General features: G+C 30.1%; 14 protein-coding genes and 2 riboswitches. Of the genes, 11 read left to right on the top strand and 3 right to left on the bottom strand.

The genetic code is table 11. The features are described from left to right. Nucleotides 1–64 precede the first annotated feature (64 nt). From F1564_RS05390 to F1564_RS05350, 9 genes are all read left to right on the top strand, one after another. Complete coding sequence (locus F1564_RS05390; RefSeq protein ID WP_018449940.1) at nucleotides 65–376, top strand: thiamine-binding protein; 312 nt, start codon at nucleotides 65–67, stop codon at nucleotides 374–376. Further along, on the top strand, nucleotides 348–1,103 hold the full coding sequence (locus F1564_RS05385; protein WP_018449941.1) for an ABC transporter permease: 756 nt from the start codon (nucleotides 348–350) through the stop codon (nucleotides 1,101–1,103). The genes F1564_RS05390 and F1564_RS05385 overlap by 29 nt, the downstream gene beginning before the upstream one ends. 48 nt (nucleotides 1,104–1,151) lie before the next feature. Next, nucleotides 1,152–2,126 (top strand): ABC transporter substrate-binding protein, encoded by a 975-nt coding sequence (locus F1564_RS05380; protein ID WP_018449942.1) that lies wholly within the window; start codon nucleotides 1,152–1,154, stop codon nucleotides 2,124–2,126. 160 nt (nucleotides 2,127–2,286) lie between these two features. After that, nucleotides 2,287–3,045, top strand: coding sequence for an ABC transporter ATP-binding protein (locus tag F1564_RS05375; protein ID WP_018449943.1), 759 nt, complete (start codon nucleotides 2,287–2,289; stop codon nucleotides 3,043–3,045). Nucleotides 3,046–3,116: 71 nt separating this feature from the next. Then, nucleotides 3,117–3,386 carry a GNAT family N-acetyltransferase gene (locus F1564_RS05370; RefSeq protein ID WP_018449944.1) on the top strand — a complete coding sequence of 90 codons (270 nt, stop codon included), beginning with the start codon at nucleotides 3,117–3,119 and terminating at the stop codon, nucleotides 3,384–3,386. A gap of 223 nt (nucleotides 3,387–3,609) precedes the next feature. Continuing rightward, entirely contained in the window at nucleotides 3,610–4,590 is a 981-nt protein-coding gene (locus F1564_RS05365) for a Gfo/Idh/MocA family protein (RefSeq protein WP_018449945.1), read from the top strand. Between the two features lie 24 nt (nucleotides 4,591–4,614). After that, on the top strand, nucleotides 4,615–5,364 hold the full coding sequence (locus tag F1564_RS05360) for a glycosyltransferase family 2 protein (RefSeq protein WP_018449946.1): 750 nt from the start codon (nucleotides 4,615–4,617) through the stop codon (nucleotides 5,362–5,364). Between the two features lie 4 nt (nucleotides 5,365–5,368). Further along, nucleotides 5,369–5,602, top strand: a complete 234-nt coding sequence (locus F1564_RS05355; protein ID WP_083917082.1) for a Fic family protein — start codon at nucleotides 5,369–5,371, stop codon at nucleotides 5,600–5,602. Between the two features lie 109 nt (nucleotides 5,603–5,711). Beyond that, nucleotides 5,712–5,815, top strand: a riboswitch (glycine riboswitch). After that, nucleotides 5,816–5,903: riboswitch (glycine riboswitch) on the top strand. A 200-nt stretch (nucleotides 5,904–6,103) separates the two neighbouring features. Beyond that, nucleotides 6,104–7,447: an alanine/glycine:cation symporter family protein gene (locus F1564_RS05350; RefSeq protein WP_018449949.1), complete on the top strand. Its 1,344-nt coding sequence runs from the start codon at nucleotides 6,104–6,106 to the stop codon at nucleotides 7,445–7,447. A gap of 73 nt (nucleotides 7,448–7,520) precedes the next feature. Here the strand turns inward: F1564_RS05350 and F1564_RS05345 are convergent, their stop codons facing one another. Genes F1564_RS05345 through F1564_RS05335 form a run of 3 tightly spaced genes read right to left on the bottom strand, consistent with a single transcriptional unit; the run spans nucleotide 7,521 to nucleotide 11,853 of the window. Next, nucleotides 7,521–9,260 (bottom strand): ABC transporter ATP-binding protein, encoded by a 1,740-nt coding sequence (locus tag F1564_RS05345; RefSeq protein WP_018449950.1) that lies wholly within the window; start codon nucleotides 9,258–9,260, stop codon nucleotides 7,521–7,523. A 12-nt stretch (nucleotides 9,261–9,272) separates the two neighbouring features. Then, nucleotides 9,273–11,009, bottom strand: a complete 1,737-nt coding sequence (locus F1564_RS05340) for an ABC transporter ATP-binding protein (RefSeq protein WP_018449951.1) — start codon at nucleotides 11,007–11,009, stop codon at nucleotides 9,273–9,275. 49 nt (nucleotides 11,010–11,058) lie between these two features. After that, nucleotides 11,059–11,853: a class I SAM-dependent methyltransferase gene (locus F1564_RS05335; RefSeq protein WP_018449952.1), complete on the bottom strand. Its 795-nt coding sequence runs from the start codon at nucleotides 11,851–11,853 to the stop codon at nucleotides 11,059–11,061. Nucleotides 11,854–12,123: 270 nt separating this feature from the next. Here F1564_RS05335 and F1564_RS05330 point away from each other — a divergent pair, with 270 nt between their 5' ends. Next, on the top strand, nucleotides 12,124–13,239 hold the full coding sequence (locus tag F1564_RS05330) for an acyltransferase (RefSeq protein WP_018449953.1): 1,116 nt from the start codon (nucleotides 12,124–12,126) through the stop codon (nucleotides 13,237–13,239). Between the two features lie 227 nt (nucleotides 13,240–13,466). Further along, nucleotides 13,467–14,750, top strand: a complete 1,284-nt coding sequence (locus F1564_RS05325) for an exopolysaccharide biosynthesis polyprenyl glycosylphosphotransferase (RefSeq protein WP_018449954.1) — start codon at nucleotides 13,467–13,469, stop codon at nucleotides 14,748–14,750. Nucleotides 14,751–14,830: the final 80 nt, after the last annotated feature.

The following is a 14,830-nucleotide window of genomic DNA, read 5'->3' as shown; positions in this document are numbered from 1 at the left end:
GATTTTTTTATACGAAAAAATTTCAAATAAAAAAATATAAATTTAAGGAAAGGAATTATAAATTATGGAAAGAACAGAGATTAATGCAAGTATTGCAATTCAGGTATTGCCAAATGTTGTGGGAAATGAGGAAATTGTAAGAGTTGTTGATGAAGTTATTGAATTTATTAAAAGTAAAGGGTTAAAAATGAATGTTGCTCCATTTGAAACGACAATAGAAGGAGATTTTGACGAACTTATGGAAATTGTGAAGGAATGTCAGATTGTGGCTGTGAAGGCAGGGGCTGAAGGTGTAATGTCTTATGTGAAAATAAATTATAAACCGAAGGGAGATATTTTAAAGATTGATGAAAAAATTTCAAAATATAACAGATAAAATTGCACCAAGTATTATTATTGCTGTATTGCTGATAATTTGGCAAATTTTGTCAATGGTGAATATTATTCCAAAATTTATGTTGCCGTCGCCATTTGAAGTTGTAAAAGCGTTTGTTTCGGATTTTCCGTTACTTATGGAACATACAAAAATTACACTTATTGAAGCGTTTTTGGGACTTGGACTGGGAATAGTTCTAGGATTTGTTGTGGCGGTTGTTATGGATAGGTTTGAATATGCGTATAAAATGATTTATCCTGTTTTGGTGATTACGCAGACAATTCCGACGGTTGCTATTGCACCGCTTTTGGTACTTTGGCTGGGATATGGAATATTGCCGAAAATTACTCTTATTGTTATGACTTCGTTTTTCCCGATTACTATTGGGCTTCTGGATGGATTTCGTTCGGCTGACAAGGATATGTTAAATTTGTTAAAAACAATGGGAGCAACACCATTTCAGAACTTTGTTCATGTTAAATTGCCAGGATCATTAGGATATTTTTTCGCAGGGCTTAGAATTTCAGTTTCATATTCTATAATCGGGGCAGTTGTGGCTGAATGGCTTGGTGGATTTAGTGGACTTGGAGTTTATATGACAAGAGTGAGAAAATCGTATTCATTTGATAAAATGTTTGCAGTAATTTTTCTTATTTCTGCAATAAGTCTGCTGCTTATGTATTTTGTAAAAAAAATACAGAAATGGTGCATGGTTTGGGAAAAGTAAATTTTTAAATAAAAAAATTCAAAATAAAAATAAAGAGAGGTATAAAAAATGAAAAAAATTTCAAAAATTTTAATTTTATGTTTAATCTTGATTTTGGCTGTTTCATGTGGGAAATCTAAAAATAATCAGAAAGTAAAAATTGTACTGGACTGGGTGCCAAACACTAATCATACGGGGCTTTATGTGGCAAAAGACCTAGGATATTTCAAGGAGGAAGGATTGAATGTGGAAATTGTACAGCCGCCTGAAGGTAGTACAACTGCACTTATCGGAACTGGAGGGGCAGAATTTGGAATAAGTTTTCAGGATACATTGGCAAAATCGTTTGCAAAGGAAAATCCTGTGCCAGTGACAGCTGTTGCAGCAATTCTTCAGCATAATACATCTGGAATTATTTCATTAAAGGAAAAAGGCATTGATTCGCCGAAAAAACTGGAAGGTAAAAAATATGCCACTTGGGAAGATAACATTGAGCAAGCCATTTTAAAAAAATTAGTAACAGATGATAAAGGAGATTTTTCCAAAGTAAAATTAATTCCTTATACGATAACAGATGTCGTAACTGGCTTAAAGACTGATGTCGATGCTGTCTGGGTTTATTATGCGTGGGATGGAATTGCGACAGAAAGAGCAGGACTTCAGACAAATTTTCTAAAAATACGAGACTATGCTAAAGAACTTGATTACTATAGCCCAGTAATTATCGCAAATAATGACTTTCTGAAAAAGAATCCTGAAATTGCAAAAAAAGTTTTGAAGGCAATAAAAAAAGGGTATGAATATGCAATGAAAAATCCAGAAGAATCAGCAAAAATTTTGGTAAAAAATTCTCCAGAACTTGACATAAACTTGGTAACAGCAAGTCAAAAATGGATTTCTAAAGAATATCAATCTGATGCAAAGGAATGGGGAATAATTGACGGAAACCGTTGGAACAGATTTTATGAATGGCTTTACAAAAATAAGGCTGTAGAGCGTGAAATACCAAAGGATTTTGGATATAGCAACAAGTATTTGAAATAGAAAATTTGACTAATAACAATATTTATAATAGCAAGGGGTCTTGACCCCTTGTCAAAAAGCCAAGAAAAATAATAAAGCTGAAAATTTAAAAATGCTGTATTTATTGGAATTTTTACACTTTTATAAATGATTAAAATATGTTATATTAAGGAGATATTAAGTGAAGAAAGACAAAAAGCTGGAAATAAAAGATATTTCCATTTCTTTTGAAAATAAAAAAGTTTTGGAAAATGTTTCAATTGATTTGTATGAAAATGAGCTGGCTTGTATTCTAGGAGTGAGTGGTGCCGGGAAAACAACGTTGTTTAACATTATTGCAGGACTTTTAAAGCCTGATGGCGGGAATGTGAAAATGAGTGGAGAAGATATAACTGGAAAATCTGGGGAAATAAGCTATATGTTGCAAAAGGACTTGCTTTTACCTCACAAAAAAATCATTGACAACGTGGCACTTCCGCTTGTAATAAGGGGGGAAAATAAAAATAAGGCACGGGAAATTGCAAAGCCGTATTTTAAAGATTTTGGATTAGAAGGTACGGAAAATTTGTATCCAAGTAAACTATCAGGCGGAATGAAGCAAAGAGCGGCATTGCTTAGAACATATTTATTTTCCAGCGAAGTTGCTCTCCTTGATGAGCCATTCAGTGCATTGGACGCCATTACAAAGAATAAAATTCATAGCTGGTATTTGGATATTATGAAAAAAATAAAAATGTCAACTTTATTCATCACTCACGATATTGATGAAGCAATATTGCTTTCTGATAGGATTTATATTTTGGCAGGAAGTCCAGGAAAAATTGTTGCGGGAATAAATATTGACTTGAAAAAGAGCGAGAATAAAGGGTATAATAATGAAGAGATTATAATGTCAGAAGAATTTATCAAATACAAGCGTAAAATATTGAAATATTTATAAATTTTTTAAATTTGATTTTGAGATGATTTTGATATATAATTTAATCAAAATATTGAAAGGAAGTTTGAAAAATGGAAATAAGACATGTAGTAAATGAAGGATTTTTTATATTTGGAGAAAATGGAGATGAACTGGCAAAACTGACATATAGAAAGGAAGGAGAAAAACTGTTTTTTGAATCAACCGTAGTTTCTCCTGAATTAAGAGGACAAGGAATTGCAGGAAAATTATTTGATGCTGGTGTAAAATATGCAAGAGAAAATGGATATAAAATTGTGCCAATTTGCAGTTATATAGTGAAAAAGTTTGAAAGTGGAGAATATGATGATTTAAAGGCATAATTTATTGAATTTTTTTAGAATTATGCAGATTTAGAATTAGAAAAAATATTAGACTTGTTCGATAACCATACAAACTTAGAATTTAATAAAATAAATATCTGAAGTAAGGGGCCTTGACCAAAAAGACTTAGATTATTGAACATATCTATTTTAAAATGAATTATTTCACTATTAGAATAAAAAATAAGTTTCAAGTAAAATATGGAGAAAGAAGGTAATTTGCATGAAATTGGGAATTGTTGGTTCAGGAATGATTGTTCAGGAATTTTTGCCTAGTCTTGTTCGGTTGGAAGGATTGGAAATCACAGGGATACAAGGAACGAAAAATAGTATTGGTAAAGTTGAGGAAATTTGTGAAAAATATGATATTCCGAAATTTACTGATGATTTTAACAAACTTTGTGAATTTGGAATTGATACTGTTTATATTGCTGTTCCGAATTTTTTACATTTTGAATATTGTAAAAAAGCATTGGAAAAAGGCTTGAATGTTATTGTTGAAAAGCCGATGACAACTAATTATAGACAAGCTAAAGAATTGTCGAATTTGGCAAAAGAAAAAAAACTGTTTTTATTTGAAGCGATAACGACACTTTATTTTGAAAATTATAAAAAAATAAAAGACTGGATTGGGAAAATTGGGGATGTCAAACTTGTTCAGAGCCAGTATAGTCAGTATTCCAGCAGATATGATGCTTTTAAGAGAGGAGAAATTTTACCTGTATTTGATCCTGAAAAAGCTGGAGGAGCATTGATGGACTTGGGGCTGTATAATTTGCATTATGTTCTAGGACTTTTTGGAAAGCCTGAAAATGTAAAGTATTATGCGAATATCGAGCGAAATATTGACACGAGCGGAGTTCTTATGATAGAATACGAAAATTTTAATGCTATGTGTGTATGTGCAAAAGATAGTGAAGGAGAAAGAATAGGCGTAATTCAAGGAAGTGAAGGAAAAATCGTAAGTGAAGAGGCTCCGGGACTTGTTGGAAAAGTTACATTAAAAATGTATGATGGAACAACAGAAAGTTTTGATGATGGATTTTCAAAAGACAGAGTTGTACCTGAGTTTAAAGCATTCATTCGTGCAGTAAATGAAAATGACTTGGAATTTTGCTACAAACAGCTAGAAAAAAGCCTGTTAGTAAGTGAAGTGCAGACAAAAGCTAGAATTGAGGCGGGAATTAGATTTCCGCAAGACTAGAAAATTTTAAAATGAGGAGAGGAAATGGAAAAGGAAAAAGTTTCAATAATCGTACCGATGTACAATGCAGAAAAGTTTATTGTGAAAACAATAGAATCAGTGCTTTCACAGACTTATGAGAATTGGGAAATGCTTATTATGAATGATGTTTCAACAGATAACAGTCTTGCAGTTGTAAATGAATTTGCAAAAAAGGATGATAGAATACAGGTTGTAAATACTGAAAAAAATATGGGCGTTGTAAAAGGGAGAAATCATCTAATTGATTTGGCAAATGGAAAATATATTGCATTTTTAGACGCTGATGATTACTGGCACAGCCAAAAATTGGAAAAGCAGATAAAATTTATGAAGGAAAAAAATGCGAGTATTAGCTGTACAGAATATACGAGAGTTAGGGAAAATGGGGAAAAAATTAATGAAATTGTCATAAAGCCTGAAATTTCTTATACAGATATGTTGAAAAATAACTATTTGGGCTGTCTTACAGTTATGTATGATGTGGAAAAAGTTGGGAAACGATATTTTAAAGAGCTTGAAAAAAATGAAGATTATGTACTTTGGCTAGAAATTGTGAAGGATGTGAAGACAATTTATGGATTAAAGGAAAATCTGGCATATTATCGAGTGCTGGATAATTCACGTTCGAGCAACAAGTCTAAAACAGCAAAAGTACGTTGGGAAATTTATCGAAAAATTGAAAAACTGTCACTTTTAAAATCAATCTATTATTTTATGCACTATGCAGTTAGAGCAGTATTGAAAAGTAAATAAATTTATTGAAAAAATTCATCCATTTCAAGATGGAAATGGAAGAGTTGGAAGGCTTATAATGTTTAAGGAATGTCTGAAAAATAATATTGTGCCTTTTATATTGGAAGATAAGTATAAAATGTTTTATTATCGTGGGTTAAAAAATTATGAGAGTAAAAAGGAATGGCTTTATGATACTTGTCTTATGGCACAAGATGAAATGAAAAAAATGTTTGATTATTTTGAAGTGAAATATTAAGATTTGAGTTTATTAACAATATAAAAATTATTAAATAAAAAAACATAAAAAAATATTTTTTGACATAATAAAAAAAATATGATATTATGTAAAAAAGTGAATAAATTGGATGAAGGTATGAGGAGAGATTTTAATTATATTAGAAAAGTATTAAAAATATAATTGAAACACCGAAGAAGTGACTCTTTCAGGTAAAAGGACTCATAGTGGACGAACCTCTGGAGAGATGGTCTTAAATGACTGCACCGAAGGAGCAAAGGAATATTTTCCCTAAACTCTCAGGTAAAAGAACAGAGATTAACACATATAAAATTATAATTTTATATTTCTTTTTTAGTATAAAAAGATTTTTTAGAGGTTGTCTGCGCTTTATTTTAAAGCAGAAGGCAGCCTTTTTATTTGAATAAATCTAAATTATAATGTTATTTGTTTGAAATACACAGCCTAAATTCTACATTCATTTAAAATTCAAAATATAAAAATAGAAGGAGAAAAGTTTAAATGTTAAACGTTATTAAGGATTTTAATGGATTTTTTTGGGGAGTTATTTTAATTATATTGTTAGTTGGAACGGGTATATTTTACACTTTTAGATTGAAGTTTATTCAAATCAGGGAATTTAAAACTGGATTAAAGCAGCTGACAGGTGGATTTGACCTCAGTGGAGAAAAGGCAGATAGTAATGGAATGTCATCATTTCAGGCATTAGCAACAGCAATCGCTGCACAAGTTGGAACAGGAAATCTTGCAGGAGCTGCAACAGCGATTGTGTCTGGAGGGCCTGGAGCAATATTTTGGATGTGGTTAAGTGCATTTTTTGGAATGGCTACTATTTATTCAGAAGCAGTATTAAGCCAAATTTTTAAACAAAAAAAAGATGGGGAAATGACAGGAGGGCCTGCTTATTATATCCAAACTTTATTTAATGGTGGAAAAGCAGCTAAATTTTTAGCAGGATTTTTTGCAGTTGCTTGTATACTTTCACTAGGATTTATGGGAAATGCGGTTCAGGCAAATTCAGTTGGAGATGCTTTTCATAATGCTTTTCATATTCCAACAATTGTAACAGGATTATTTTTAGCAATTTTATCTGGATTTATATTTTTTGGCGGTGTAAAGAGAATTGCTTCGGTTACTGAGAAAATTGTGCCGATTATGGCAGTTTTATACATTATAACATGTGTGACTATTATTTTATTAAATATTGGAAATACAGGAATGGCATTTAAGGCAATTTTTGTAAATGCTTTTTCAACAAAAGCAGTTTTAGGAGGATTTGCTGGAGCTGGAATGAGAAAGGCAATAAGATTTGGAGTTGCAAGAGGGCTATTTTCAAATGAAGCTGGAATGGGATCAACACCACATGCACATGCAATTGCGAAAGTTAAAAATCCCGAAGATCAGGGACACGTTGCGATTGTTACAGTTTTCATTGATACATTTGTAATTTTGACATTGTCAGCACTAGTAATATTAATTGCAGATGGAAGAGCTAAAGGAACTGGAATCTCATTGACACAGCAAGCATTTCAAGCAGTATTGGGGAACTTTGGAGTAATATTTGTTGCAATTGCATTATTCTTTTTTGCATTTTCTACAATAATTGGATGGTATTTCTTTGGGGAAGCTAATGTGAAATATCTATTTGGTAAAAAAGCACTTAATATTTACAGAGCCTTAGTAATGGTTTGCATAGTGGCAGGTTCATTACAAAAAGTTGATTTAGTATGGGAACTTGCGGATATGTTTAATGGTCTTATGGTAATTCCAAATTTGATAGCGTTGATTGGGCTACATAAATTGGTAGTTGAAGTTACGAAGAAGGATCCATTGTTAAAAGATTAGTAATTAGAGATATAAAAAATAAAAATATACCCAAATTTTTGATCGAAAAATTCAAGATTGGGTATATTTTATATTAAATTAGTTCAAATTCTGACTGTGCCTTTTCCATTTCAGTATACATTTTGTAATATCGTCCTTTATTTTTCATAAGCTGCTTATGATTCCCAATTTCTTCGATTATTCCGTCAGACATAACTATAATTTTATCATAATCTTTTATCGTGTTGAGTTTGTGGGCGATTGTAATTACAGTTTTGTTCTTTGTAAGAATATTTAGTGATTTTCTTATTTCGTGTTCGTTGTCGGCATCAAGTGAGGCTGTGGCTTCATCAACTAAAATAATCGGCGTATTCTTTAATAATGCTCTTGCAATTGAAATTCTCTGTTTTTCTCCACCAGATAAGGTAGAGCCGCCTTCTCCGATTACAGTGTCATATCCATTTTCGCTTTCCATTATAAAATCGTGGCAATTGGCATTTTTAGCCGCATTTATTACTTCTTCCCTTGTAGCCTTTGGTTTTCCTAGCCTTATATTATTTTCAAAAGTATCATTTACCAAGTAGACATCTTGAAAAATCATGCTTATATTTGTAAGCAGCTCTTCAGGATATATTTTTTGGATATTTATCCCACCAATGGTAATTTCGCCAGACTGGCAGTCCCAGAATCTTGCAATAAGGCTGGTAACAGTTGTTTTTCCAGAGCCTGATGAACCGACTAGGGCAGTTTTTGTCCCCTGTTTTGCTTCAAAAGTGATGTTTTTTAGAACAGGAGTGTCTTTTTCATAAGAAAAATTTACATTCTGAAATTTTATATTGTAATTTGGTAAAGTAACTTTTTCAAGTTCATAGGAAATTTCCTTTTCATTATGCACATTTATCAGTTTATCTGTGGCAAGTTTCAAGTATTGGATAAAAGTATATTGTGTAGAAAAGGCTTTTAGCACGTTTGAAAGTGTAAGTCCAATAATTATGTATGAAAAAAATTCAACTTTATTAATGGAAGAAGCCATAAAAAGCTGTGTAGATACAAGCAGAAGCAAGGCAAAGGAAATATCTGTAATAAGCTGAAAAATCATAACATAGGGGGCAAGAGCAATTTCAGTATTTATACTTTCCCTTTTCAAATCATTAAAGCTGTCCTTTAGTCTTTTAAATTTTTCCCCAGTCAGATTATATGCCTTAAAAAGCTCCATTCCGGCGATATATTCCACCATCCGTGAAACAACATTATCCATAGTATGCTTCTTTTTCAATGCTATTTTTGCACCTTTTTTTGTTCCCAGAATGACAAATATTAATCCAGTCAGGGAGATTATTAGTTGCAATATGGCAAGTAGGGGAGAAATTGCAAATATAATTAACAGAAGATAAATTGTCAGTATGGATAACTTTATAATTTCTGATGTGCTATGAGTTATAACCTGCTCAAAATCCTGTAAATCATTTGTCATAATATTAATAATGTTCCCAATATTATGACTGTTAAAGTATCCCAAATTCAAGTTTCTCAAATGATCCCCCATCCTGATTCTCAAATCCTGAATAATTTTAGCCCCTTCACTTTGAATTCCAATATATCCGATACGATTTAATATAAATCTGCAAATAATTGCAAAAATCATAATAAAAGTATAGATTATCAACTTTTTCATCGTAAAATTATTATTCATCAAATCAATAATTGTAAAATAAAACATTGCGTAGTTCATCATATAAAATATAGCATCTATTGTTAGAAAAAATATTGGCTTTTTAAGATTTTTATATTTATTTCCAGCAAGAGTTTTTATATTTCTAATATCGTTAATCATTATCTGCACCCCCTAAATTTCCTTATTTTCCATCAAATCATTATCGCTATATAAATTCCATAAATGCCAGTATTCAGACTTATTTTGCAGAAGCTCCTTGTGAGTACCTTGTTCGGTAATACGTCCTTTATTCATTACAACGATATTATCGGCATTTTTTATTGTGTAAAGCCTGTGAGCAATGATAATGGCAGTTTTTCCTTTTAATAAAGTACGCAAAGCCTCCTGAATTTTGGCTTCGTTTTCAATGTCGGAGTAGGAAGTAACTTCGTCCAGCACGATAATTGGGGCATTTTTTAAAATTGCACGAGCTATTGAAATTCTCTGTTTTTCGCCACCGCTTAATTTAATTCCGCCTTCACCAATTACAGTTTCGTATTTTTGAGGCAAAGACATTATAAAGTCATGAATTTGTGCCTTTTTTGCAGCATTTTCCACTTTTTCCAGCGAATAATCCTTTCCCATTCTTATATTCTCAAAAATAGTATCGTGAAGCATAAATGTATCCTGAAAGACAAATGAAACATTGTCAGCCAATCCTGTGTAAGTAAAATCCTTAATATCAGTTCCATCAATAGTTATTTTTCCGCTATTTATATCCCAAAATCTTCCAAGCAGAAGTCCTATCGTTGTTTTTCCTGAGCCAGAAGGCCCTACAAGTGCGGTTGAGGTTCCAGTCTTTATTTTCAAGGAAAAGTCATTTATAACATTTTTATTTTTATATGCAAAATTTACGTTTTCATATTTTATAAAACCTGAAAAATTAGAAGAAAAATTTATGTTTCCAGATTTTTGCTCCTGTTCCCTATTAATTTCTATAATCTTTCCTAGCCCTTTAGTTAATGCGGAAAGATGGTGTGCCAAGTCAAATAATGCCTTTAATGAGCTTAAAAAAATTGTACTCATTAAAATAAATAAAATATACACAGATACTGAAATTTGATTATAAAACAGCATAAGTCCGCCAACAGGAATAATGAAAAGCAGCCCTGAATCAGTCAGACAGAGAAAAATTGAATAAAACGGAACACTTAATTCTGTAAGTTCAATCCAGTAATCCGCATATTCCTGAGTAATATCCCGATAATCCTTGAATGATTTAGCAGTAAGGTTAAATGCTTTCATAACGTTCATTGCATTTATGTATTCCATAATAGTAGCGTTTAAGTTTGCAAGAAGAGTATAATAATGTTCTACACGACTCCCATAACTTTGAAACATTTTTCCCTGTGCCATTATGCTCAAAATAATTGGAATAAATAAAACAAGTGTCAATTTCCAGTTAAAGTAAATCATAATCCCCAAAAATATTATCGGAGTTACAAGTGCCGATGACAAATCTGGAATCTGATGTGCAATAAAGAGTTCCAATTTTTCAATATCCTCATTAATAATCTTTTTCAGCTTTCCAGACATATTTTTCTTAAAAAACCCCATATTCAGCTTTGACAAATGCTCAATTAAGTCAATCCTAATCTTGTACAAAATCGAGAAAGCCGCAATATGTGAAAAAATACCTGATAAAATCTGCATAATTATCTTTACAATTATAAAAAATATCGCAATAAAAACACAGAACTTTATTCTTGAATAATCAATATTCGCCTTAAAAAGTTCCAAAACAATCTGATACACAAGAAGGTAAGGCACAGCAGATAATGTTGTACCGATTATACTGAATATTGCTGAAAAAATCAGCTTCATCTTATGTTTACCAGATAAACTTAGCAAATATTTCAATTCTTTCATAATAATCCCTCCATTCATTTTAGAAAAGGAAATAAATTAAAAAATAATTCTATTTTTCATAAGTATAAATTCCAAGTCTGTTATTAAAAATGTAAAAGAATGGAATAAACAATTTTTTCCAGCCAGGAAGATGATGCTTCATTTCATCAGTAAAATTAATAAGTCCAGTCTGTTTTAATTTTGGATTCAATTTTACAACTTCGCTTCCATCTTTTACTCCCCAACTAAATTTTGCTTCCATATTTTTTAAGGTGTCATGTTTTTTACTCATTTTAACTGTTCCTTTGTAAAGCAAGTCAAATTGAGCTTCAAAAGAATCAAAATTATCAGTTAGTATTTCCAAAAACTGTTTAATTTGCTGTTCTTCAAAATACATTAATACACCTTCCGAAATAATAAGCAATTTTTTCCCTTCTAGTTTAATATCCTTTGTCCATGCTGAATCAAATGCAGATTTTGCAATATCTGTAACTCTTTCGTTTGGCTCGAAAAAGAGCTTTCGTTTTTCGATAACTTCTGGCAAGTCAAGATTGTACCATCTTATTTTTCCATTATCTATTCGTAAAAATCTTGTATCTAATCCACATCCAATCGACACAATTACACAATCTGGATATTTTGTTATAAACTTTTTTACTTCATTATCCATCACTTTCGCCCGTGAAAGTACTCCATAATACGAAGCCCATGCACTTTTGAATTTCGAGAAGTCATAATCTATTTGAGAGATTATTTCTTCAGATCTTTTGTCATTTAAAATCGGCTTTTCACTTTTGGCATCGGTTGCCCGCATATATAAGGTGATAAGCATAGTTTCTGAAATATTATTAAGTTTTATTTTCATAGTATATTCCTCCTTATAAAAATTTTGATTGTCAAACTATCTAATAGAATTATACCCATTTTTATTTAAAATGCAAATTTTTATTATAAAAATTTTTATAAACTCGTTAAAACCAAGTAAATTTAGGATTTGAATAAAATAATTATTGTTTTTTAATTTTTTACAATAGATAAAATTTGAAAAAGGAAAAACAATTGAAAATTACCTTAAACTATGGTAAAATTATTTATATTTCTATTAAAAAAATTTCATAAATGTGGAGATTTATAAATGGTAAAAACTAAGGACAGATTTTTTAACTTTGATATTTTAAAATGTATTGCAATTATTATGGTCTTATTTATTCATATTGTTGCAAGTGAATTATATGGTTATGGTAAAATATCTGGAAATAGATGGATGATGGCAAATGTCATAGATTCTCTTAGCAGAATATGCGTACCCATATTTGTTATGGTTAGTGGATTTTTTTTGTTGAGAAAAGATGAAGATGTAAAGATATTTTTTAAAAAGAGATTTATAAAAATTATTCCAAAATTTTTTATATACTCTGTTATTTTTTTTATATTTACAATAATTTTTAAAGATGTGAAAGATAATGAATTATTCTCAGTTTTTTTTAGAAAATCAACTTATAAGACTATAATTTCAATTTTTTTCCAGAAAGAAAGTTACCATAATTTCTTTTCAAGTTTTTTTCAAGGTAAAGTTTACTATCATTTGTGGTACATTTATATGATATTGTCACTTTATCTGATAACGCCATTTTTACGAAAAGTTATGGTAAAAATTGAGAGAAAAAGCATTAATTATCTAGTTTTTATATGGATAATATTTATGGTTTTAGTACCATTTCTAAATGTGATTTTTAAGAAAAATATAAAAGTATATTCTCCAGTTGGGCAATACCTCGGCTACTTTTTGATTGGCTATCTGCTCGCAGAAAAACCTTTGAATATGAAAAAATGGCAAAAATACACGATTTTTTTTATAGCAGTTGTATTAACTGTCTTTTTAACGTATATATTTACAAAATCAAGTGGAAAGTTTTTTGACTATTTTTATGATTATCATTCAATTAGTGTATTTATATCCGCAGTTTTGCTTTATGATTTCTTTGTAAATATTTTTGATGGAGAAAAAGTTTTTCCAAAAGTAAAAAGTATTGTAAAATCTATATCAGCGAAAACCTATGATATTTATCTAATTCATCCAATTTTTTTATTTTTTTGTGAAAGAATATTAAAATCCAGAATGAATTATTTTTTATATATAATTACTGCATTTGTAATAGTATTTGCATTATCTTTTTTTACAAGTGAAATATTAAAAATACTGTATAATATTTTAACTGGTATAAATAGAAAATGTTACAAAAAGGAATAATATTTTATGACAACTAAGGATTTGTGGTAAAAAGATTGAGGAAGATTAAGAATAGTGGATTAATTGAATTTTATAGATAATATGAGATGAATAGAAGAAAGGAGAAAAGCTGGAAATAATAAAATATATTAAATTTATGATTTGAAAATTTTATTTATTTAGTGGGAAGATTTTGTTTAGATAAATTTATTATTAAAGAAAAAATAAAAAAGGAAGTGTAATTTAAGATGGCTGTACGTGGAATGAAAAAAAATTATTCTTATTTATTTGGAATATTGACAATTACGGTATATTTAGTGGGATTACTGCTTATAAATCGTGGACTTGGTTTTACAAATGTGGTTGTAATTGCTTGTTCGATGGTAATTTATTATGTAGCGAATGTTTATAATATGACAGGAAGATATAAGTTGCGAGATATTGTGATTATAATTGCAATTAATTTTATTCTTGTGATGATTACAAAATTTTTAAAAGTATTTCTTTTGAATGAAGCAATAATTTTGTTTGGGCTGCTCACAATGTTTCAAATTATATATCGTTATATTGTAATGATTGGGCTGGCTGAAAAGAAAAAAATCGTATTTGTTGGAGAAAATGGATATACAGATGATTTGCTGGAAAGTATCAAAAAAGACAGCCAATATAAATTATCAGACTTTTTAAAAGAAAAGAAAGATATAAACATTCTAACAAAAAAATTGTTAAATCTTTGTGAAAACAAAAAAGTTGATATAATTGTGGATTTTACAAGTAATCTTTTATATGATACAAAACTTGTGGATAAACTTTTACAGTATAAACTTAATGGAATGCAGTATTATAATTACTTGGAATTTTATGAAATGTATGAGAATAAATTGCCAGTTTCAAACTTGAGCCCAAAATGGTTTTTGGAAAATACAGGTTTTGAAATTTACTATAACAGTTTCAATTTAAAGGCAAAACGGATTCTTGATATAATTTTTGCACTGTTAATTGGGATTTGTGTAATTCCGATTATGATTGTTGCGGCTATAATAATAAAATTGGAGTCAAAAGGGCCAGTATTCTTTATACAGGAAAGAATTGGAGAAGGAAACAAGCCGTTTAAGATAGTGAAATTTCGTTCAATGACAACTGATGCGGAAAAGGATGGACCAAAATGGGCTACCAAAAATGACAATCGTGTTACAAAATTTGGTAAATTCATGCGGCTTACAAGGATTGATGAATTACCGCAACTGTGGAATGTGCTACGTGGAGAGATGAGCTTTGTGGGACCACGTCCAGAAAGAGAGTTTTTTATAAAGCAGTTGGAAAAGGAAATTATGTACTATAACTTAAGACATACTGTAAAACCGGGGCTTACTGGCTGGGCACAGGTTATGTATCCTTATGGAGCAAGTGTTGAGGATGCCTACAGAAAATTGCAGTATGATTTGTTTTATATAAAAAATCATGACATTATTTTCGATATGAAAATATTGTTAAAGACAATTACAATTGTAATTTTTGGAAAAGGAAGATAGAAAATAGAGAAACTGTAAAAAATTAAAAAAACTGTATTAATAGATTTTATAGGCTTTTAAAATGAATAAAAAATAGGAGA

Origin of the sequence: Leptotrichia shahii (assembly GCF_008327825.1) — a bacterium.
GTDB lineage: Bacteria > Fusobacteriota > Fusobacteriia > Fusobacteriales > Leptotrichiaceae > Leptotrichia > Leptotrichia shahii.
This window is presented reverse-complemented; position numbering and strand designations above follow the sequence as displayed.

Coding starts and splice junctions, on each gene's coding strand:
- F1564_RS05325 (WP_018449954.1), top strand. CDS start 13,467: ATGGCTGTACGTGGAATGAAAAAAAATTATTCTTATTTATTTGGAATA.
- F1564_RS05345 (WP_018449950.1), bottom strand. CDS start 9,260: ATGATTAACGATATTAGAAATATAAAAACTCTTGCTGGAAATAAATAT.
- F1564_RS05370 (WP_018449944.1), top strand. CDS start 3,117: ATGGAAATAAGACATGTAGTAAATGAAGGATTTTTTATATTTGGAGAA.
- F1564_RS05330 (WP_018449953.1), top strand. CDS start 12,124: ATGGTAAAAACTAAGGACAGATTTTTTAACTTTGATATTTTAAAATGT.
- F1564_RS05390 (WP_018449940.1), top strand. CDS start 65: ATGGAAAGAACAGAGATTAATGCAAGTATTGCAATTCAGGTATTGCCA.
- F1564_RS05335 (WP_018449952.1), bottom strand. CDS start 11,853: ATGAAAATAAAACTTAATAATATTTCAGAAACTATGCTTATCACCTTA.
- F1564_RS05380 (WP_018449942.1), top strand. CDS start 1,152: ATGAAAAAAATTTCAAAAATTTTAATTTTATGTTTAATCTTGATTTTG.
- F1564_RS05365 (WP_018449945.1), top strand. CDS start 3,610: ATGAAATTGGGAATTGTTGGTTCAGGAATGATTGTTCAGGAATTTTTG.
- F1564_RS05340 (WP_018449951.1), bottom strand. CDS start 11,009: ATGAAAGAATTGAAATATTTGCTAAGTTTATCTGGTAAACATAAGATG.
- F1564_RS05360 (WP_018449946.1), top strand. CDS start 4,615: ATGGAAAAGGAAAAAGTTTCAATAATCGTACCGATGTACAATGCAGAA.
- F1564_RS05385 (WP_018449941.1), top strand. CDS start 348: ATGAAAAAATTTCAAAATATAACAGATAAAATTGCACCAAGTATTATT.
- F1564_RS05350 (WP_018449949.1), top strand. CDS start 6,104: ATGTTAAACGTTATTAAGGATTTTAATGGATTTTTTTGGGGAGTTATT.